Source organism: Amycolatopsis sp. NPDC006131 (assembly GCF_040614175.1).
Lineage (GTDB): Bacteria > Actinomycetota > Actinomycetes > Mycobacteriales > Pseudonocardiaceae > Amycolatopsis_E > Amycolatopsis_E tucumanensis.
The window spans coordinates 7641-25558 of sequence record NZ_JBEXTX010000034.1; the positions used below are offsets into that span (position 1 = coordinate 7641).

The 17918-nt window shown below is 72.2% G+C and carries 21 protein-coding genes; 7 read left to right on the top strand and 14 right to left on the bottom strand.

Annotated features, from left to right (window positions below):
* Positions 1-390 precede the first annotated feature (390 nt).
* The 3 genes from ABZ215_RS19140 to ABZ215_RS19150 are packed head-to-tail and all read right to left on the bottom strand — an operon-like array spanning position 391 to position 1915.
* Positions 391-1020 carry a zf-HC2 domain-containing protein gene (locus ABZ215_RS19140; RefSeq protein WP_020423428.1) on the bottom strand — a complete coding sequence of 210 codons (630 nt, stop codon included), beginning with the start codon at positions 1018-1020 and terminating at the stop codon, positions 391-393.
* Positions 1017-1529: a sigma-70 family RNA polymerase sigma factor gene (locus tag ABZ215_RS19145; protein WP_020423429.1), complete on the bottom strand. Its 513-nt coding sequence runs from the start codon at positions 1527-1529 to the stop codon at positions 1017-1019. The genes ABZ215_RS19140 and ABZ215_RS19145 overlap by 4 nt, the downstream gene beginning before the upstream one ends.
* Positions 1526-1915, bottom strand: a complete 390-nt coding sequence (locus tag ABZ215_RS19150) for a hypothetical protein (RefSeq protein ID WP_020423430.1) — start codon at positions 1913-1915, stop codon at positions 1526-1528. The genes ABZ215_RS19145 and ABZ215_RS19150 overlap by 4 nt, the downstream gene beginning before the upstream one ends.
* A 115-nt stretch (positions 1916-2030) precedes the next feature.
* Here ABZ215_RS19150 and ABZ215_RS19155 point away from each other — a divergent pair, with 115 nt between their 5' ends.
* A complete protein-coding gene (locus tag ABZ215_RS19155) occupies positions 2031-2480 on the top strand; it encodes a Rieske (2Fe-2S) protein (protein WP_027936687.1) in 450 nt (149 codons plus the stop codon).
* 30 nt (positions 2481-2510) lie between these two features.
* On the opposite strand, the gene ABZ215_RS19160 is transcribed toward ABZ215_RS19155, so the two are convergent.
* Together ABZ215_RS19160 and ABZ215_RS19165 are read right to left on the bottom strand one after the other, a co-directional pair.
* Positions 2511-2963, bottom strand: a complete 453-nt coding sequence (locus tag ABZ215_RS19160) for a PTS glucose transporter subunit IIA (RefSeq protein ID WP_020423432.1) — start codon at positions 2961-2963, stop codon at positions 2511-2513.
* On the bottom strand, positions 2960-3268 hold the full coding sequence (locus ABZ215_RS19165; RefSeq protein ID WP_268246446.1) for a PTS glucose/sucrose transporter subunit IIB: 309 nt from the start codon (positions 3266-3268) through the stop codon (positions 2960-2962). Before ABZ215_RS19165 ends, ABZ215_RS19160 begins: the two co-directional genes overlap by 4 nt.
* Positions 3269-3359: 91 nt before the next feature.
* Here ABZ215_RS19165 and ABZ215_RS19170 point away from each other — a divergent pair, with 91 nt between their 5' ends.
* The 6 genes from ABZ215_RS19170 to ABZ215_RS19195 all read left to right on the top strand — a co-directional run bounded on the left by ABZ215_RS19170 (position 3360) and on the right by ABZ215_RS19195 (position 8269).
* A complete protein-coding gene (locus tag ABZ215_RS19170; RefSeq protein ID WP_354950538.1) occupies positions 3360-4127 on the top strand; it encodes a GntR family transcriptional regulator in 768 nt (255 codons plus the stop codon).
* Positions 4128-4168: 41 nt separating this feature from the next.
* Complete coding sequence (locus ABZ215_RS19175) at positions 4169-5359, top strand: PTS transporter subunit EIIC (RefSeq protein ID WP_020423434.1); 1191 nt, start codon at positions 4169-4171, stop codon at positions 5357-5359.
* 13 nt (positions 5360-5372) lie between these two features.
* Complete coding sequence (locus tag ABZ215_RS19180) at positions 5373-5639, top strand: HPr family phosphocarrier protein (RefSeq protein WP_027936689.1); 267 nt, start codon at positions 5373-5375, stop codon at positions 5637-5639.
* Between the two features lie 51 nt (positions 5640-5690).
* Complete coding sequence (locus tag ABZ215_RS19185; protein ID WP_354950540.1) at positions 5691-6509, top strand: serine hydrolase domain-containing protein; 819 nt, start codon at positions 5691-5693, stop codon at positions 6507-6509.
* Between the two features lie 240 nt (positions 6510-6749).
* Positions 6750-7445 (top strand): DUF1986 domain-containing protein, encoded by a 696-nt coding sequence (locus ABZ215_RS19190; protein WP_354950542.1) that lies wholly within the window; start codon positions 6750-6752, stop codon positions 7443-7445.
* Positions 7446-7447: 2 nt separating this feature from the next.
* A complete protein-coding gene (locus ABZ215_RS19195; protein WP_354950544.1) occupies positions 7448-8269 on the top strand; it encodes a serine protease in 822 nt (273 codons plus the stop codon).
* 39 nt (positions 8270-8308) lie between these two features.
* Here ABZ215_RS19195 and ABZ215_RS19200 read toward each other — a convergent pair whose 3' ends face one another.
* From ABZ215_RS19200 to ABZ215_RS19240, 9 genes are all read right to left on the bottom strand, one after another.
* Positions 8309-9250, bottom strand: coding sequence for a D-2-hydroxyacid dehydrogenase family protein (locus tag ABZ215_RS19200; RefSeq protein WP_354950546.1), 942 nt, complete (start codon positions 9248-9250; stop codon positions 8309-8311).
* Positions 9251-9260: 10 nt separating this feature from the next.
* On the bottom strand, positions 9261-10076 hold the full coding sequence (locus tag ABZ215_RS19205; protein WP_354950609.1) for a shikimate dehydrogenase: 816 nt from the start codon (positions 10074-10076) through the stop codon (positions 9261-9263).
* A gap of 13 nt (positions 10077-10089) precedes the next feature.
* The gene (gene mltG / locus ABZ215_RS19210; RefSeq protein WP_354950548.1) at positions 10090-11670 is read right to left on the bottom strand and encodes an endolytic transglycosylase MltG; all 1581 of its coding nucleotides are present in this window, start codon (positions 11668-11670) and stop codon (positions 10090-10092) included.
* Entirely contained in the window at positions 11667-12158 is a 492-nt protein-coding gene (gene ruvX, locus ABZ215_RS19215) for a Holliday junction resolvase RuvX (RefSeq protein WP_017983106.1), read from the bottom strand. The genes mltG and ruvX overlap by 4 nt, the downstream gene beginning before the upstream one ends.
* Complete coding sequence (gene alaS / locus ABZ215_RS19220; RefSeq protein WP_020422111.1) at positions 12155-14815, bottom strand: alanine--tRNA ligase; 2661 nt, start codon at positions 14813-14815, stop codon at positions 12155-12157. The genes ruvX and alaS overlap by 4 nt, the downstream gene beginning before the upstream one ends.
* 81 nt (positions 14816-14896) lie before the next feature.
* Positions 14897-15196, bottom strand: a complete 300-nt coding sequence (locus tag ABZ215_RS19225) for a hypothetical protein (RefSeq protein WP_020422112.1) — start codon at positions 15194-15196, stop codon at positions 14897-14899.
* The gene (locus tag ABZ215_RS19230; protein ID WP_020422113.1) at positions 15193-15591 is read right to left on the bottom strand and encodes a DUF948 domain-containing protein; all 399 of its coding nucleotides are present in this window, start codon (positions 15589-15591) and stop codon (positions 15193-15195) included. The genes ABZ215_RS19225 and ABZ215_RS19230 overlap by 4 nt, the downstream gene beginning before the upstream one ends.
* Positions 15592-15647: 56 nt before the next feature.
* Positions 15648-16520 (bottom strand): NAD(P)-dependent oxidoreductase, encoded by an 873-nt coding sequence (locus tag ABZ215_RS19235; protein ID WP_354950550.1) that lies wholly within the window; start codon positions 16518-16520, stop codon positions 15648-15650.
* Between the two features lie 26 nt (positions 16521-16546).
* Entirely contained in the window at positions 16547-17911 is a 1365-nt protein-coding gene (locus ABZ215_RS19240; RefSeq protein WP_020422115.1) for a replication-associated recombination protein A, read from the bottom strand.
* Positions 17912-17918 lie beyond the last annotated feature (7 nt).

Here is a 17918-nt window from a genome sequence, read left to right on the forward strand (position 1 = left end):
GCGGCAGGCACCTGAGGCAGCGCGGGAAGCCAAAGCGCGGCAGACACCTGAGGCAGGGCAGGAAGCCAAAGCGCGGCAGACACCTGAGGCAGGGCAGGAAGCCAAAGCGCGGCAGACACCTGAGGCAGGGCGGGAAGCCGAGGGGTGTCAAGAAACTGTAGACGCGGCGGGAAAACTGGAGGCGCGCTCTGGAGATTAAAGGCGCGGCACGAGATTCACGACCCATCGACAGGTGAGGTCTGGCGGGCAACTGGGGCAAGGCGCAAATTCAAGGCGCGACGAGATCTTCAGGCGCGGCGGAAAATTTTCGCAGGGCGAAAAACAAAGCGCGGCGGAACCTTCAAGCGCGGGCATGAAGATCCGCGAGCGCGGCACAACACCCCACTCACCTCACGGATGCCACCGCAGGAGCGGCACCCCTCCGGTCGTGCGGATCTCCAGCGCCTTGATCTCCTCCGGCGGCAAATCCGTGCCGACCGAGATGCGGGCGTCCCGGTCGGGGGTGGCGTTCCACGTCGCCAGCTGGGCCTCCGATCCGTCCGCCCGGATGGCCACCAGCAGGTACCCCGCGCCCTGGTAGGCGCCCCGGTAGCTGCACGACATGTCGACGCGGCTGCCACCGGACACCTCGGCCACCGCGGCCGTCGCCTGGACCGGGTACGCGCCCAGCGGCGTCATGGCCGTCCCACCGCCGCCGTCGGGCTGGGGCACGAAGATCGCCGCCAGCACCGCCGCCGCCGCGGCCACCGCCACCCCGAACGTCGTCACCACCCGCCGCCGCCGGGCGCGGCGCACCCCGCGCAACAACGCAGGCAACAAGCGGTCCGGTGGCGGCTCCCCCTCGACCATGTCCGGCGTCACCTGCGACAACAGCCCGGGCAAGCCGGCCAGCTCCGCCACCGCCGCGGAACACCGCGCACAGCCGCGCAGGTGCTCCTCGTACGCCGCGCGGTCCTCCGGGGACAGGGCGCCCAGCACGTACGCCGCGTCGTAGGTCACGAACTCGTCGGGCTCGGTCACCGGGTCACCCCCTTCTCCTCCAGCGCGAGCTTCAACGCCCGCAGCGCGTAGTGCGTCCGGGACTTCACCGTCCCGGCGGAAATCCCGAGCCTCGCGGCCGCGTCGGCGACCGAGAAACCCTGGAAGTAACACAGCAGCAGCACCTCGCGGTGCGCCGTGGACAACTCCTTCAACGCCTCCGCCACCAGCCAGCCCTGCAACGCCCGGTCGGTGTCGTCCGGCGTGACCAGCTCGGGCGGCGAATCGGTGGTCACCTCGGAGCGGTGCGCGGCCGACCGCCAGTCGTCGATCGCGATCCGCCGCGCCACCGTGAACAGCCACGCCCGCGCCGAGCCCTGCGTCTGATCCAGCACCCGCGGGTGCTTCCAGGCCCGCAGCAACGTCTCCTGCACCACGTCCTCGGCCCGGGCCCGGTCACCGCCGGTCAGCCGCAGCGCGTAGGACCAGAGAGCGGCCGCGTGGTCGTCGTGCAGCGCCCGCATCAACTGGTCTTCCGCGCCGTCGCTCACGCCAGCACGCCCTGCTTCCGCCGGACCCGCTGCGCGAACAGCAACGCCACGCCGAACACCACGCACCCGGCTTCGGTGATCACGCCCCAGGTCTCCGCGGACGTGGCGAACTGCTCCCGCACCCCGAACAACCCGCCGGGCGTCAGCGAGATCAGGTACGCGGCCAGCGTGACCGCGCCGAACCCGATCGCGGCCAGCACCGGCAGCCAGTGGTGCCAGAACAGCACCGCCACCGCGATGACCACCCCGGCGACGACGTTGACCAGGAACAACGGCCCGATCGTCGCGATCTCGTCGAAGCCCTCGTTGGCCCACAGGTCCCAGTGCACCCAGGCCGACCCCAGCAGTCCGAGGACCACCAGGATCCGCAACAGCCACGCCACCATGACCCGACCTCCTCCACCGGCGATCCTTGCACCCGTTCACCACGGGGCGGAACGCGATCGGGTTCAATCCGCCGCCGGATTGAACCGAGCCGGGACCGCGACCGTGTCACGGGGCATGACTGCTCACTCACCCACCCGCCGTACCGTCCTGACGACCGGGGTCGCCGTGGCCGGCGCCGCCGCGGGCACCGTGGTCCTGGCCGCCTGCGGCGGCAGCGACAGCGGCACGTCCGGAAGCAGCCAGAACACCGGCTCGGCCCCGTCCGCCCCGTCCGGCACCACCGTCGCGGCGCTGAACGACGTCCCGGTCGGCCAGGCCAAGTCGGTCACGGTCGACGGCAAGCCCGCCATCCTGGCCCGGCCCACCGAGACCACCGCCGCCTGCTTCAGCGCCGTGTGCCCGCACCAGGGCGCGACGGTGGCCCCCGAGGGCGACGCCATCAAGTGCCCGCTGCACGGCTCGGAGTTCGACACCCTGACCGGTGCGCTGGAGAAGGGCCCGGCGGACACCGGCCTCTCCCCCATCCCGGTCAAGGTCGAGGGCCAGAACGTCGTGACGGCCTAGGGATCGCGGCCCGCTCCGCCCGAGCGGCGCCTAATCCCAGGTGAAGAGCTGCTCGCCGGCGTCGACGGAGCCGCCGGTGAGCACTCCCGACAGCGCCTCGGCGTCCGCGTCGAGCGCCACCACCGGCACCACCGGTGAGTACCCCGCCGCGGCGACCGCGTCCGGGTCCCAGCTGATCAGCGGCTGCCCGGCGCGCACCGATTCGCCCTTCACGACGTGCAGCGTGAAGCCCTCACCCTTCTGCTTCACCGTGTCGATGCCCAGGTGCACCAGCACGCCCTGACCACCCGCGGTCGCGACGACGAACGCGTGCGGGTGCAGCGTCACCACAGTCCCGTCGACCGGGCTGAGCGCGTCCTGCCGCCCGCCCGCGGGCAGCACCGCGACCCCGGGCCCGACCATCGACTGCGCGAACACCGGGTCCGGCACCTCGGACATGGGCGTGACCCGGCCGGGCACCGGGCTCTGCACGGTCACGCTCACATCAGGTCCTGGATGTCGCTGGCGATCGTGTCCGCCTCCGGGCCGACGACGACCTGCACGACCGACCCCATCTTCATCACGCCGTGCGCGCCTGCCGCCTTCAGCGCGGCCTCGTCCACCAGCGAGCCGTCCTCGAGTTCGCACCGCAGCCGCGTGATGCAGCCTTCGATCTCGACGACGTTGTCCGCGCCGCCCAGTGCCGCGAGGATCTTTTCCGGCCTGTCGTCCGCCACGGCGGCCTCCTTCTCTGCTTGCCGAACACGAACCCGTAACGGTGGTTGACACCCGCCCGGGTAGCGGAGCATTCTGCCCCATCAAGAAATGGTCTAGACCGGAACGTACCAATTACGGGCCGCCGGTGCGACCCCGGAAACCAACCCGAAACCTGGAGGTGGCATGGCGCAGACCGCGACCACCGCCGACCGCGTGGTGGACGGGCCGACGCCGAAACACGCGCAGCTGCGCGAGATCCTGCGGCGCTCGATCGAGCGCGAGCTGCCGCCGGGGTCGCCGATCCCGTCGGAGCGCGAGCTGGCCGAGCGCTACCGGGTGTCCCGGCTGACGGTCCGCTCCGCGATCGGCAAGCTCGTCGAGGAAGGCCTGCTCACCCGCGCCCGCGGGAAGGGCACCTTCACCGCGACGCGGCGCATGGAGCTGCAGCTGTACCTGATGTCGTTCACCGACGACATGCGCCGCCGCGGCCTGACGCCGGCCACCGAGCTGCTGCACTGCGGGCTGGAGACCCCGCCCGCGGAGACGGCGGGCGCGCTCGGCCTGGGCACGCGCGAGCAGGCGTACCGTCTGGTGCGCCGCCGCCGCGCGGACGGCACCCCGCTGGCCGTCGAGCGCGGCTGGTACCACCCCGGCCGGGTGCCCGGGCTGCCGGATCTGGACCTGACCTCCTCGCTGTACGAGCAACTCGCGCAGCGCTACGACCTCCGCTTGGACCACGCCCGCCAGACGGTGTGGTCGGAAGCGGCGGACCGGGAGACGGCGCGCCTGCTCGGCATCCGCGCCGGCGACCCGCTCCTGGTCTTCCGCCGGGTCTCCAGCGCGTCCAGAGTCCCCGTGGAGGACATGACCTCGTGGTACCGGGGCGACCGGTACGAGGTGTCCATGCAACTCGATCGCACAGTCCCCGCCGAACACGGAGGTAACCCGTGAGCGCCACCGTCGCAGATGGAACCAAGGGCAAAGGGAGGGGGATGGCGGGGCTGCAGCGCTTCGGCCGCAGCCTCATGCTCCCGATCGCCACCCTGCCCGCCGCAGGCCTGCTGAGCCGCCTCGGGCAGGACGACCTGCTCGGCAAGGACGGCCTTGGCTGGGACAAGGTCGCCGCCGTGCTCGCCGCGGCGGGCGGTGGCCTGTTCGACTGGCTGCCGCTGCTGTTCGCGGTCGGCATCGCCGTCGGCTTCGCGCGCAAGGGCGACGGCTCGACCGGTGTCGCCGCCGTCGTCGGGTTCGTGGTGTTCAACAAGGTCGTGCAGGTGTTCGCGCCGGTCAGCGACCTGGAGGGCTTCAAGGAGGGCTGGTACCTGCAGCCCATCAAATGGCCCTACAGCGTGCTGGGCGGCATCGTGGTCGGCCTGGTCACCGCGGTGCTGTGGCAGCGCTTCCACCGCGTGAAACTGCCGCCGTACCTGGCGTTCTTCGGCGGCCGCCGGTTCGTGCCGATCATCAACTCGGTTGCGCTGCTGCTGATCGGTGTCGTGTTCGGCCTGATCTTCCCGGCCGTGGACAACGCGATGCAGTGGCTCGGTGACGCGGTGACCGGCAACGCCGTCGTGGGCGGCGGGATCTACGGCCTGCTCAACCGCCTGCTGCTGCCGATCGGCCTGCACCAGCTGATCAACGTGCCGGTGTGGTTCATCTTCGACGGCGGTGACATCACCAACTTCTTCGCGGGCGACCCCAACGCCGGCGCGTTCACCACCGGCTTCTTCCCGATCTTCATGTTCGCGCTGCCCGCCGCCGCGCTGGCGATCTGGCAGACGGCGCGGCCGGGTCAGCGCAAGGTCGTCGGCGGCATCATGATCGCCGGTGCGGTCACCTCGTTCCTGACCGGTGTGACCGAGCCGATCGAGTTCGCGTTCATGTTCGTGGCGTGGCCGCTGTACCTGATCCACGCGGTCCTGACCGGCCTGTCGCTGGCCATCTGCAACGCGCTGGACATCCACCTCGGGTTCTCGTTCTCGGCCGGGTTCATCGACTTCGCGCTCAACTCGTCGGCGCCCGCGGCGAACCGGGCGTGGCTGCTGATCCCGATCGGCCTGGTGTACGCGGTGATCTACTACTTCCTGTTCCGGTGGGTGATCACGAAGTGGAACCTGCGCACGCCGGGCCGGGAGGACGACGCCGAACAGCCGTCCGCCGACGCCGGCACGCCCAGCAAGTGAGGAGAGGTCGAACATGGCGGAACGACGTGTGACCGTCGCCAGCAAGGTGGGCCTGCACGCCCGGCCGGCCGCCCTGGTCGCGAAGACCGCGGCCGCGCAGGCGGTGCCGGTGACGATCGCCAAGGACGGCGGCGCGCCGGTGCCCGCCGGGAGCCTGCTCAGTCTGATGACGCTGGCGGCGGGCCACGGTGACGAAGTGGTCATCGCCGCCGAGGGCGATGGCGCGGAGGCCGCGGTCGACGCGGTCGCCGAGCTGGTCGCCAGCGACCTCGACGCCTGATCCGACGGCGGCTGTCCCCGGCGCGGGACAGCCGCCGTTTAGGCTTTGGGTATGCGGAGCCTGGAGCGGATCGATCAGTGGCCAGCCCCGCACGCGGCGGCGGCCGTGGTGCGGGCGGACGGAACGGTGGCCGGCAGCCACGGCGACACCGCGCGCACGTTCCGGCTGGCCTCGGTGACCAAGCTGCTCACCGCGTACGCGGCGCTGATCGCGGTCGAGGAGGGCGTGGTCGAGCTGGACACGCCTGCCGGGCCGGAGGGGTCGACGATCCGGCACCTGCTCGCGCACACCGCCGGTCTTGGCTTCGACTCCGACCGCGTGATGGCCCAGCCGGGCACGCGGCGCATGTACTCCAACGCCGGTTTCCAGGTCCTCGGCGACGCGCTGGCCGAGCACTCGGGCATCCCGTTCGCCGGGTACCTGTCCGAGGCGGTGCTGGCCCCGCTGGGCATGACGTCGACCCGGCTGGAGGGCTCCCCCGGCGCCGGCGGGGTGTCGTCGGTGGACGACCTGGTGCGGTTCGCGGCCGAGTTGCAGGCGCCGAAGCTGCTCGACCCGGCGACCCTGCGCGCGGCCACGTCGGTCGCGTTCCCGGGGCTGAACGGGGTGCTGCCCGGACTCGGGCACCAGAAGCCCAACGACTGGGGGCTGGGCTTCGAAATCCGCGACTCGAAGAGTCCACACTGGACGGGAGCGGACAGCTCGCCGCGGACCTTCGGGCACTTCGGGCAGTCCGGCACGTTCCTGTGGGTCGACCCGGACGCGAGCGCCGCGTGCGTCGTGCTGACGGACCTGGACTTCGGCCCGTGGGCGATCGAGGCGTGGCCCCCGTTCACCGACGCGGTGCTGGCGGAATTGCGCGCCGCCTGACAGCGGGAAGGGCGAATCAGGCCGCCCGACGGGAAAACACGGCGTGTTCGCGCCCGAGAGCGTCGTGTCGGCCGTTCGGGGCGGCGCCGAAAACCGGCCACTGGTCGTAGGCCATCCGGGGTGTTTTCCCGCCGGTGACACCGGATTGACGACTTTCGTCGGGTTCTCCGCGCGCTAACTTCTGCCTGTCGCGCACATCGTCGGGCGCGAATACCTCACCCCTGCGGAGGTTTATTCGTCATGCGCATTTTCCGGTGGATATCCGCAATCACCGCCGCGGCCGGGATAGCCGTCGGCGGCGCCGCTCCCGCGGTCTCCGCGGGACCGGCCGTCGAACCGTTCATCATCGGCGGCAGCACCGTTTCGAGCGCGCCGTGGGCGGCGGCCGTGTTCGTGAACGGTCAGTTCAACTGCTCGGGCACCATCATCGCGTCCCGGTGGGTGCTCACCGCCAAGCACTGCCTCGGCTCCGGCATGACCGTGCGCGTCGGCAGCGTGTACCGCTCCTCCGGCGGCGTCACCGCGACCGTCACCAGGCAGGTCGCCAACCCCAGCACCGACTTCGCCCTGCTCCAACTCGGCACCTCGATCAGCACCACCTACGCCAGGCTGGCCAGTGCGGACCCGGCGGTCAGCAGCACCAACTCCATCTACGGCTGGGGCCGCACCAGCTACAACGGCTCGGCGGCCGAACAGCTGAAGACCGCGACCGTGCGCAACACCCGGATCGGCGGCAGCTGCACCGACGCCTACGGCGGCCGCGCGATCTGCTCCACCGGCGTGAGCGGCGTGGCCTGGAAGGGCGATTCCGGCGGCCCCCAAATGGCCAATGGAGTTCAGGTGGGTGTCGCGTCCATGGCGGACGGCAGTTCTTCCCAGATCTATGGCAGCGTCGCCGCGAACCGGTCCTGGATCAGTCAGACGGCGGGGGTCTGAAATTGCGGAAATCAATCGGGAAAACGCTCCGGCGCGCCATTCTCGCGACCGCCGCGTTCGCCACCGCGCTCACCGCCGCGCTGACCCCGGCGCAGGCCGCGCAGCCGTCCGGTGACACCGTCACCCCGTTCGTCGTCGGCGGCACCAACGCCACCCAGGGCCAGTTCCCGTGGATGGTTCGGCTGTCGATGGGCTGCGGCGGCGCGCTCGTCGCACCGCGCGTCGTCCTGACCGCGGCGCACTGCGTCAGCCGGACCGGCACCAACTCCAGCATCACCGCCACCCTCGGCAAGGTGGACCTGCAGGCGAGCGGGGGCCAGTCGATCAAGTCGACCTACGTCTACCGCAGCCCGCAGTACGCCAGCACCGGCGCGCAGGACTGGGCGCTGATCGAACTGGCGTCCGCGGCATCGGCCCCGACGCTGAAGTTCGCCGCGCCGGGCGACACCTCGCTCAACAGCGGCACCTTCACGATCATGGGCTGGGGCGCCACCGTCGAGGGCGGCGGCCAGTCGCGCTACCTCAAGTACGCGACCGTGCCCTACGTCAGCGACTCCACCTGCCAGCGGTCCTACGGCAGCGACCTGCAGCCGGCCTACGAACTGTGCGCCGGCTACCCGGAGGGCGGCACCGACACCTGCCAGGGCGACTCGGGCGGCCCGATGGTCAAGCAGAACGCGGCCGGCGAGTGGGTCGAGGTCGGCATCGTGAGCTGGGGCGAAGGCTGCGCCCGGCCGGACTACCCGGGCGTCTACGCCGAGGTGCAGTCCTTCTCCGCCAACATCAGCAACCGGATCAGCTCCAGCGGCACGATCGTCCGCTGAGCCGCCGGGGGCGCCTCCCGCCCGGGGAGGCGCCCCCGGTCACAGCGTCATGACCCGGACCGGGTTCCCGTCCCGCCACGCGGCGATGTCCTCGACCGCGTCGCGGTAGAAGATCTCGTACACCTCACGCGTGACGTAGCCGAGGTGCGGGGTCAGCGTCGCGTTGCGCATCGCCCGCAGCGGGTGGTCGGCAGGCAGCGGCTCGATGTCGTAGACGTCCAGCGCGGCACGGATGCGGCGCTCCCGCAACACGTCCAGCAGCGCCTGCTCGTCGATGATCGGCCCGCGCGAGGTGTTCACCAGCAACGCGCCCGGCTTCATCGCGGCCAGCTCGGCCGCCCCGACCAGACCGCGGGTGCGCTTGGACAGCACCAGGTGCACGGACAGGACGTCCGCCCGCGCGAACAGGTCCTCTTTGGACACCGCGGTGACGCCGTGCTCGGCGGCGCGCTCCGCGGTCAGGTTCTGGCTCCAGGCAATGGTTTCCATGCCGAACGCCTGACCGATGCGCGCCACCCGCTGGCCGAGGTTGCCGAGCCCGAGCAGGCCGAGCGTCTTGCCGTGCAGTCCGATGCCGACAGTCGACTGCCACGCGCCGTCCCGCATCGCGGCCAGCTCGGTCTCCAGGTGCCGCTGCGCGGCGAGGACGAGCGCCCAGGTGTGCTCGGCCGTGGGGTGCGGCAGGTAGCCGGTGCCGCAGACCGTGATGCCCAGCCGTTCGGTGGCCTTGAGGTCGATGGCCGCGTTCCGGCGCCCGGTGCTCACCAGGAGCTTCAGGTCGGGCAGCCGCTCCAGGACCTCGGCGGTGAACCGGGTGCGCTCCCGCATCGCGACGACGACCTCAGCGCCGGCCAGCCGCCGGATCAGCTCGTCGTGGTCGCCCACGTACGAGGTGATCACCTCGACCTCGGCTCCCAGCGAGTCCCAGTCCGCGAGGCTCCGCGCGACGTCCTGATAGTCGTCCAGCACCACGATCTTCATGGTGCTCACGCTAGTCCAGGGGCAGCGGCAGGATGCCGCCCGTCGCCTCCCGCAGCGCGTCACGCATCGCTTCGCGCGGCGCCGGCCTGCCGGTGAAGTGCTCGACCTGGCCGAACGCCTGGTGCAGCAGCATGTCCAGCCCGGTGGCGACCCGTCCGGCGGCCGCCTCGGCCAGCGGCGTCGGCCACGGGTGGTAGATCACGTCCAGCACGCACGGCGCCGCGGCCAGCTCGGCCGCGTGCTCCGCGACCGCCGCGGGCGGCACCGTGCTCACCAGCACCGCGCAGTCGGCGGCGAGCTTGCCGAAGTCCGCCGAGGCCCACACGCGCACGTCCGCCTCGACGCCGGCCCGGCCGGCCGCCTCGACGGTCTCCCGCGCCCTGGCCGGGTCGCGGACCACCAGCACCGCGCGCCGGATGCCCAGCTCCGCGAACGCCACGACGGTCGCGGCCGCCGTGCCGCCCGCCCCGAGGACCAGGCCGGTCTCCCCGCCGGTGAACCCGCCGGCGCAGCGCAGCGCCCCGGCGACGCCGTCGACGTCCGTGCAGTCGGCCAGCCAGCCGTCCGCGGTCGGCACCAGCGTGTTGGCCGCGCCCGCCGCCACCGCCCGCGGCGTGGCCTCGTTCGCGAAATCCAGCGCGGCCCGCTTGCCCGGCATGGTCACCGACAGGCCGGCCCACTCCGGGCCGAGCCCGCGCACGAACCCGGGCAGTCCCCCGGCGTCCATCTCGACGCGCTCGTAGGTCCAGCCGTCCAGCCCGAGCGCGGCGTACGCGGCGGTGTGCAGCACCGGCGACAGCGAGTGCGCCACCGGTTTGCCCAGCACCGCCGCCTTGCGCTCAGTACGCACCGCGCTGCCTCGCCAGTGTCTTGTTCTGCTCGTGCTCCGGGAGGTCCGACGCGAAGCAGGACAGCCCGTTCTTCTCGCACTTCACGAAGTACACGTACGTGCCCTGCGTCGGCTCCTCGGCCGCCTGGATCGCCTCCGGGCTCGGCGAGGAGATCGGCGTCGGCGGCAGCCCCGGGATCTTGTACGTGTTGTACGGGCCCGGCCGGTTCCGGTCGTCGTCGGTGGTGGTCACGACCGGCTTGTCCAGCAGGTAGTTCACCGTCGAGTCCAGCTGCAGCCGCATGTTCTGCGTGAGCCGGTTGTAGATGACCTGCCCGATGTTCTCGAAGTCCTGCTTGACGCCCTCGCGCTCGATGAGCGAGGCGACGATCAGCGTCTCGTACGGCGTGCGGCCCTGGAACTTCGACGTCGCGGTCAGCCCGGCCGTCTGGATCCGGGTGGCCGACGTCTTCAGCACGTAGCCGAGCAGCTCCTCGGCGGACCAGCCGGGCTTGACGTCGTAGACGCCGGGCGCGACCAGGCCCTCGATGCGGCGGGCGTCGGTCGACCCGGAGACCACGGGCACCGCCCAGTCCGGCGCGCCGAGCGCCGCCAGGTCGGCCTTGGCCGCGGTGTCGCGCAGCTGCTCCACCGGGATGCAGGTGCTCTGCCCGTTCAGCTGGGCGCACGAGGCCTTCGACAGCAGCGTGAACACGCCGGGCGTGACCGTGCCGTCGGGCTGCGTGATGTCGTCCAGCTGGGTGCCCGCGCGCACCTGCAGGACGCCGACGCGTGAACCGTCCTGGGTCAGCTTGGCCACCGCCGCGGCGCCGGACATCTTCGTCTTCACGACGTAGTAGCCGGGCTGCAGGCTCAGCACCTTCGAGTTGTCCTCGCTGGCCTTCACGAACGCCTTCGCGCTGGCCACCACCCCGGCTCCGGCCAGTTCCTGGCCGATCGCGCCGGTCGAGTCGCCCGCGCTGATCTCGATCAGCACGTCGGACTCGCCGCTGCCCTCGAAGTCGTCGTAGCCGAACACGGCGTCGATGCCGTACCAGGCGCCGCCGCCGATCAGGGCGAGCACGACGAGCGCGACCAGCCAGCGCAGCGGCTTGCGCTTGCGCCGCGTCTCGGCCGGTTCGTCGTCGTCGGCCGGCTCGATGTACTCGGGCTCGGCGCGCTCCTCGTCGGCGTTCTCCGGGTAGTCGTCGTAGTCGTCGTACTCGTAGTCGTCCTCGAGGTGGATGATCTCGGTGGGCGACTCGTCCGGCGGCGGCTGGCGCGGCCTGCGGGGACGCGGCGGCGGAGGCCGCTCGTCGAACAGGTCGAGGCCGTGGTCGGGCGGCGCCGGGCGGCGCGCGGGCGGACGGCGCGGCGGCATCGGCGGCTGCGCGGGCGGCGCCGCAGGCGTCGGCGGAGTGGCAGGCGCCTGCGGTTCGGGCCGGGCGTGACGCGGCACGCCGGGACGGCGGGCCGGCATCGGCCGGTCCGCGCCACGCGGCGGCACCTGCGGCGGCGGGGGCACGGCCGGACGGCGGCGCGGCGCGCCGGGGTGCGGCGGGCCGGGACGCGGCGGCTGCTCGCTGGTCATGCCTCACCCGCCCGCGCGCGGTGAGCGGCCCTGGCGTCGAGCCAGGCCTGCAGGATCTCCACGGCGGCGGCCTGGTCGACCACCGCCCGCTGCTTGCGGCCCTTCACGCCGCGCTGGGACAGCATGCGGGACGCGGTGACCGTGGTGAGGCGCTCGTCGGCGAGCCGCACCGGCACCGGCGCGATGCGGCCGGCGAGGGCGTCGGCGTAGCCGGCGGCGATCTCCGCGGCCGGTCCGTGCCGGTCGGCGAGCGTGCGCGGCAGACCCACGATCACCTCCACCACCTCGTGTTCGGCCACCAGTGCGGCAAGCTGTTCGAGATCGCTGTCGCTGTTCGCATCACGCGACAGGGTAACCAGAGGGCTGGCGAGGATGGGGGCCGGATCGCTCAGCGCCACACCGACCCGGACCGATCCGACATCGACCGCCAGGCGCCGGCCTGCCCCGGGATCGTGCTCCCCGGGGCGGTCCGGTTTCCGCGCCGTCACCCTGCCGCGACCGCGCCACGCAGCGCCGTGATGGCCTGCTCGATGCCCGCCGGGTTGCTGCCGCCGCCCTGCGCGAGGTCCGGCTTGCCGCCGCCGCGGCCGCCGACGGCCTCGGCGAACGAGGGCACCAGCTTGCCCGCCGCGAAGCCCTTGTCGCGGGCCGCGGCCGTGGTCGCGACCACGAAGCTGAGCTTCTCGCCCTGCGGCGCGAACAACGCGACCACGCCGGGCCGCGAGCCGAGCCGGTTGCGGACCTCCTGGGCCAGCGAGCGCAGCGCGCCCGCGTCGATGTCGCCGTCGACCTTCTCCGCGACCACGGACACGCCCTGGACGTCGGTGGCCTTGTCCGCGAGCGAGCCTGCCGAGCCGAGCACCTGCTGGGTGCGCAGCTGGGCGATCTCCTTCTCCGCGTTGCGCAGGCGGGTCAGCACGTCCTCGATGCGGGAGGGCAGCTGGTCGCTGGGCACCTTGAAGGTGTTCGCCAGCTGCGAGACCAGCAGCTGCTCCTTGCGCACGTGCTTGAGCGCGTCGGTGCCGACCAGCGCCTCCACGCGGTGCACGCCGGACCCGATCGAGGAGTCCGAGACCAGCTTGACCAAGCCCAGCTCGCCGATGCGGCCCACGTGCGTGCCACCGCACAGCTCACGCGAGTACTCGCCCATGTCCACGACGCGGACGTTGTCGCCGTACTTCTCGCCGAACAACGCGACCGCGCCCAGCTCCAGCGCCTTGTCCTTGGTCGTGGTGTAGGCCTGCACCTCGACGTCGTTCTGGAGGTAGTCGTTGACCTCCTCCTCGACCTCCGTCAGCACGTCGGTGGAGACCGGGCCGGGGGTGGTGAAGTCGAAGCGCATGCGGCCGGGCGAGTTCAGCGAACCGGCCTGCGCGGCGCGGCGGCCGTAGGCGCCGCGGACCGCCGCGTGCACCAGGTGGGTGGCCGAGTGCGAGCGCGCGATCGAACCGCGGCGGGTCTGGTCGACCGAGCCGGTCACCTCGGTGTCCAGGCCGATCTCGCCCGCGATCACCTCGACGCGGTGCACCCACAGGCCGGGCACGATCTTCTGCACGTCGACGACCTTGGCCTCGCCGCCGGAGCCCAGCAGGACGCCGGTGTCGGCGACCTGGCCACCGCTTTCGGCGTAGAACGGGGTGCGGTCGAGGATCAGCTCGGCCTTGTCGCCCTCGCGCACGACCGGCACGCCCTGGCCGTCCTTGAGCAGGCCGATGACCTTGGCCGTGGCCTGCAGGTCGGTGTAACCGAGGAAGTCGGTCTCGCCGTGCCGCTCCAGCAGCTCGCGGTAGACCGACAGGTCGCCGTGGCCCTTCTTGCGGGCCGCGGCGTCGGCCTTCGCGCGCTGGCGCTGCTCCTCCATCAGCGTCCGGAAGCCGTCCTCGTCCACCGACAGCCCCTGCTCGGAGGCCATTTCGAGGGTGAGGTCGATCGGGAAGCCGTAGGTGTCGTGCAGCTGGAAGGCGCGGTCGCCGGCCAGCACGTTGCCGCCGGCCTTCTTCGTCTCCTCAGCGGCGAGGTCGAAGATCCGCGACCCGCTGGTCAGGGTCTGCAGGAACGCCTCCTCCTCGACCCGCATGACCTCGCTGATGCGGTCGAAGTCGCGCGCGATCTCCGGGTAGGACGGCGCCATCGCGTCGCGCACCACCGCGGCGAACTCGGGCAGCACCGGCTCGTGCACGCCGAGCAGGCGCACCGAGCGCACGATGCGGCGCAGCAGGCGGCGCAGCACGTAGCCGCGCGCCTCGTTGCCCGGGGTCACGCCGTCGCCGATCAGCATCACGCCGGAGCGGGCGTGGTCGGCGATGACGCGGAAGCGGACGTCGTCGGCGTGGTCCGCGCCGTAGCGGCGGCCGGAGAACTCCTCGGCGCGCGCGATCACCGGGCGCACGAGGTCGGTCTCGTAGACGTTCTCCACGCCCTGCAGCAGGTAGGCGACGCGCTCGACGCCCATGCCGGTGTCGATGTTCTTCTTCGGCAGCTCGCCGATCGGCGGGTGGCCGTACTTCGGGCTCTGCTCACCCCGGATGTCCTGCATGAACACGAGGTTCCAGATCTCCAGGTACCGGTCCTCGTCGACGACAGGGCCGCCGTCGCGGCCGAACTCCGGGCCGCGGTCGTAGTAGATCTCCGAGCACGGGCCGCCGGGACCGGGCACGCCCATGTCCCAGTAGTTGTCGCGGCCGTCGCGCGCCTGGATGCGGTCGGACGGGATGCCGGCGACCTTCTGCCACAGGCCGGCCGCCTCCGAGTCGTTCTCGTAGACGGTCACCCAGATGCGGTCCGGGTCGAAGCCGAAGCCGCCGTCGTCCTGGGACTTGGTGATCAGCTCCCAGGCGTTGGCGATGGCGCCTTCCTTGAAGTAGTCGCCGAAGGAGAAGTTCCCGGCCATCTGGAAGAACGTGTTGTGCCGCGTGGTCTTGCCGACCTCGTCGATGTCGCCGGTGCGCACGCACTTCTGGATGCTGGTCGCGCGCGGGTACGGCGGCGGCACCTCGCCCAGGAAGTACGGCTTGAACTGGACCATGCCGGCGTTGACGAACAGCAGCGTCGGGTCGTCCAGGATCAGCGACGCGCTGGGCACCGGGGTGTGGTCCTTGGCCTGGAAGTGCGCCAGGAACCGCTTGTTGATCTCGTGTGTTTCCACTGGTCAGTCCTCGTGGGAAAGCGGCGGGCGCCGCGTGGTGTCGGGGGCGGCGTCGGCGGAGAGCGCGGCGGCAGGGCCGCGTCAGCCCTCCGCCCGGCGAGCTCGCGCCGGGCGCCGGGCCGCGTGACGGCCCGCGGGGGGACGCGGGGCGCTCACCCCGGACCGGTCCTCCACCATGTCGCGCAGCTCCTGTTCCCGCTCGCTCATCCCGGCGCGCACGTCCGCGCCGAACGATCCGATGGCGCCGGCCAGCTCGGACACGGCGTCACCCAGGTTCGAGGCTAACCCCGCCGGCGACGCTTGACGAGCGGTTTGACCTGCCTTGCGGGTCAGTGCGACGCCGGTCACCACACCGACGCCGAGCCAGAACAGGCGCTTCACTTGCGGCCCCGCTTCCGGCTGTGCTTGCCCTCGGGGAGCTCCTTGGCCTTGCGCCGCGACCGGATCGCCTTGCTCAGGCCGTAGGACAGCGCGGCGGTCTTCACCAGCGGGCCGCCGAGGGTCGCGGTGAACACCGACGACAGCGCGGACACGTTGCCGCTCACGGCCTGGGCGTTCGCGGTGATCCCGTCGACGCGCTCGAGCTGGGTGTTGACGTGCGTGATCGTCTCGTTGGCGCCGAGCAGGATCGGGTCCGAGTTCTCGTGCGCCTTGCGGATGGCGATCGTCGCCTCGTCGAGCGTGCGACCGAGCTTGATCAACGGGATCGCCAGCAGCAGCACCAGCAGGACGAACGCTCCTGCGGCGATCAACGCGGCGATCTGCCCTGCCGACACGGGCCCTCCTCGGGTTCTAGCGGCGTGAATGCCGGTCAGGTTACCGTGCGTCGCCGTCAGTGGCCGGACGGCCCCTCCGGGCCCTTCGCCACGCCGAAGTAGAGCGTCGCCATGTCCTCGTCGCCGTGCCCGGCCTCGATCGCGGCGTCCAGATGCGCCAGCGCGGCGCGGGTTCCGGCGAGATCGACTTCCCCGCCCGCGGCCTCCAGGACCAGGCGCGCGTCCTTGGCCGCGTGCCGGGCGGCGAACGCCAGCGGGTACTCGCCGTCGATCATCGCGCCGCCCTTGAGGTGGGCGTAGGGGACGTCCAGCGCGCCGCCGGTGATGGCCTCCAGGAACAGCCGCGGGTCGACCCCGAGGGCTTGGGCGAGCCGGATGCTCTCGGCGGTGCCGTTGGTCAGCGCCAGCACCCACGCGTTCGCGGCGAGCTTGAGCCTGCTGGCCGCGCCGGTCTCGCCGACCCACAGCGTGCGGGTGCCGACGGCGTCGAACACCGGCGCGCACCGGTCGCGGAGTTCGCCGGGGCCGGAGGCGAGCACGACGAGCTTGCCGTCCTCGGCCGGTTTGCGGGTGCCGAGGACGGGCGCGTCGACGAACGGGACGGCCTTCTCGTGGGCGAGCGCGGCGAGCCGCTCGGTCCAGTCGAGGCCTACGGTGCTCATCTGCAGCCACACCGCCCCGGCCGGTTCGGTGGACTCGACGACCTCGTGCACGGTGGCGCCGTCGCTGAGCATGGTGAGGACGAAGTCCGCGCCGTCGACGGCCTCCTGCGGCGTGTCCGTGACGGTGCAGCCGCGGTCGGCCAGCGGCGCGGCCTTGGCGGGGGTGCGGTTCCAGGCGCGGACGCCGAAGCCCGCGACGGCGAGGTTGGCGGCCATCGGCAGGCCCATGATCCCGGTGCCGAGCACGGCGACAGTGGTTTCGGGCATGGCACCGATCATGGCACCGCGGGCGGTCAGCCGCCGCGCACCGACCGCCGCAGCCGGGGGACGCGCTCGGACAGCGTGCGCTCGGCGCCGCGCTGGGTCGGGTGGTAGTAGTCGACGCCCACCACCTCGTCCGGCGGGTACTGCTGTGCGACCACGCCTTCGGGCACGTCGTGCGGGTAGCGGTAGCCCTGGGCGTTGCCGAGCTTGGCCGCGCCCGCGTAGTGCCCGTCGCGCAGGTGCGGCGGCACGGTGCCCAGGCGGCCGGCGCGCACGTCGGCCAGCGCGGCGTCGATGCCCGTGACGACCGCGTTGGACTTGGGCGCGGTGGCGAGGTGGATGGTGGCCTGGGCCAGGGCCAGCCTGCCCTCGGGCATGCCGATGAACTGGACGGCGTGCGCGGCGGCGACGGCGGTCTGCAACGCCGTCGGGTCGGCCATGCCGATGTCCTCGCTGGCGTGCACGACCAGGCGGCGGGCGAGGAACCGCGGGTCCTCCCCCGCCTCGATCATGCGGGCCAGGTAGTGCAGCGCGGCGTCCACGTCGGAGCCCCGGATGGACTTGATGAACGCGCTGATGACGTCGTAGTGCTGGTCGCCGTCGCGGTCGTAGCGCACGGCCGCCTTGTCCACGGTGGACTCGACGATCGGCAGGTCGATGGTCTTGTGCTCGGTGGCCGACGCGGCGTCCGCGGCGGCTTCGAGCGCGGTGAGTGCGCGGCGGGCGTCGCCGGAGGCCAGGCGGACGAGGTGGTCCTCGGCTTCGGGCGTGAGTTCCAGTTCGCCGTCCAGGCCGCGCTCGTCGGTCATCGCACGGCGGATCAGCAGCCGCACGTCGTCGTCGGTGAGGGGCTTGAGCTGCAGCACGAGCGAGCGGGACAGCAGCGGCGAGACGACGGAGAAGGACGGGTTCTCGGTGGTGGCGGCGACGAGGAGGACGGTGCGGTCCTCCACCGCGCCGAGCAGCGCGTCCTGCTGTGTCTTGGAGAAGCGGTGGACCTCGTCGATGAACAGGACCGTGTTCTCCGCGTTGTACTGGCGGCGGCGACGGGCTTCCTCGATGACGCCGCGGACTTCCTTGACGCCGGCGGAGAGCGCGGACAGGGCGACGAAGCGGCGGCCGGTGGCGGTGGAGACGAGGTTGGCGAGGGTGGTCTTGCCGGTGCCGGGCGGGCCGTAGAGGAGCACCGAGGCCGGGGCGGCGCCCTCGACGAGGCGGCGCAGCGGGGCGCCCTCGCCGAGCAGGTGCTGCTGGCCGACCACCTCGTCGAGCGAGCGCGGCCGCATCCGGACCGCGAGGGGCGAACCCGGCGGCACCGGGGCCGTCTGGGGCTGCGTCACGCGCTCCGGCGGCGGCTCCAGGTCCGGGTTCACCGTGAAGAGTTCGTCCTGCACGCCTCCA

Bases quoted from the DNA above. Each gene is read 5' to 3' on its own strand.
- ABZ215_RS19150 (WP_020423430.1), bottom strand. From the start codon at position 1,915: ATGGTGGCGTGGCTGTTGCGGATCCTGGTGGTCCTCGGACTGCTGGGG.
- ABZ215_RS19155 (WP_027936687.1), top strand. From the start codon at position 2,031: ATGACTGCTCACTCACCCACCCGCCGTACCGTCCTGACGACCGGGGTC.
- ABZ215_RS19165 (WP_268246446.1), bottom strand. From the start codon at position 3,268: ATGCTCCGCTACCCGGGCGGGTGTCAACCACCGTTACGGGTTCGTGTT.
- ABZ215_RS19170 (WP_354950538.1), top strand. From the start codon at position 3,360: ATGGCGCAGACCGCGACCACCGCCGACCGCGTGGTGGACGGGCCGACG.
- ABZ215_RS19175 (WP_020423434.1), top strand. From the start codon at position 4,169: ATGGCGGGGCTGCAGCGCTTCGGCCGCAGCCTCATGCTCCCGATCGCC.
- ABZ215_RS19180 (WP_027936689.1), top strand. From the start codon at position 5,373: ATGGCGGAACGACGTGTGACCGTCGCCAGCAAGGTGGGCCTGCACGCC.
- ABZ215_RS19185 (WP_354950540.1), top strand. From the start codon at position 5,691: ATGCGGAGCCTGGAGCGGATCGATCAGTGGCCAGCCCCGCACGCGGCG.
- ABZ215_RS19190 (WP_354950542.1), top strand. From the start codon at position 6,750: ATGCGCATTTTCCGGTGGATATCCGCAATCACCGCCGCGGCCGGGATA.
- ABZ215_RS19200 (WP_354950546.1), bottom strand. From the start codon at position 9,250: ATGAAGATCGTGGTGCTGGACGACTATCAGGACGTCGCGCGGAGCCTC.
- mltG (WP_354950548.1), bottom strand. From the start codon at position 11,670: ATGACCAGCGAGCAGCCGCCGCGTCCCGGCCCGCCGCACCCCGGCGCG.
- ABZ215_RS19235 (WP_354950550.1), bottom strand. From the start codon at position 16,520: ATGCCCGAAACCACTGTCGCCGTGCTCGGCACCGGGATCATGGGCCTG.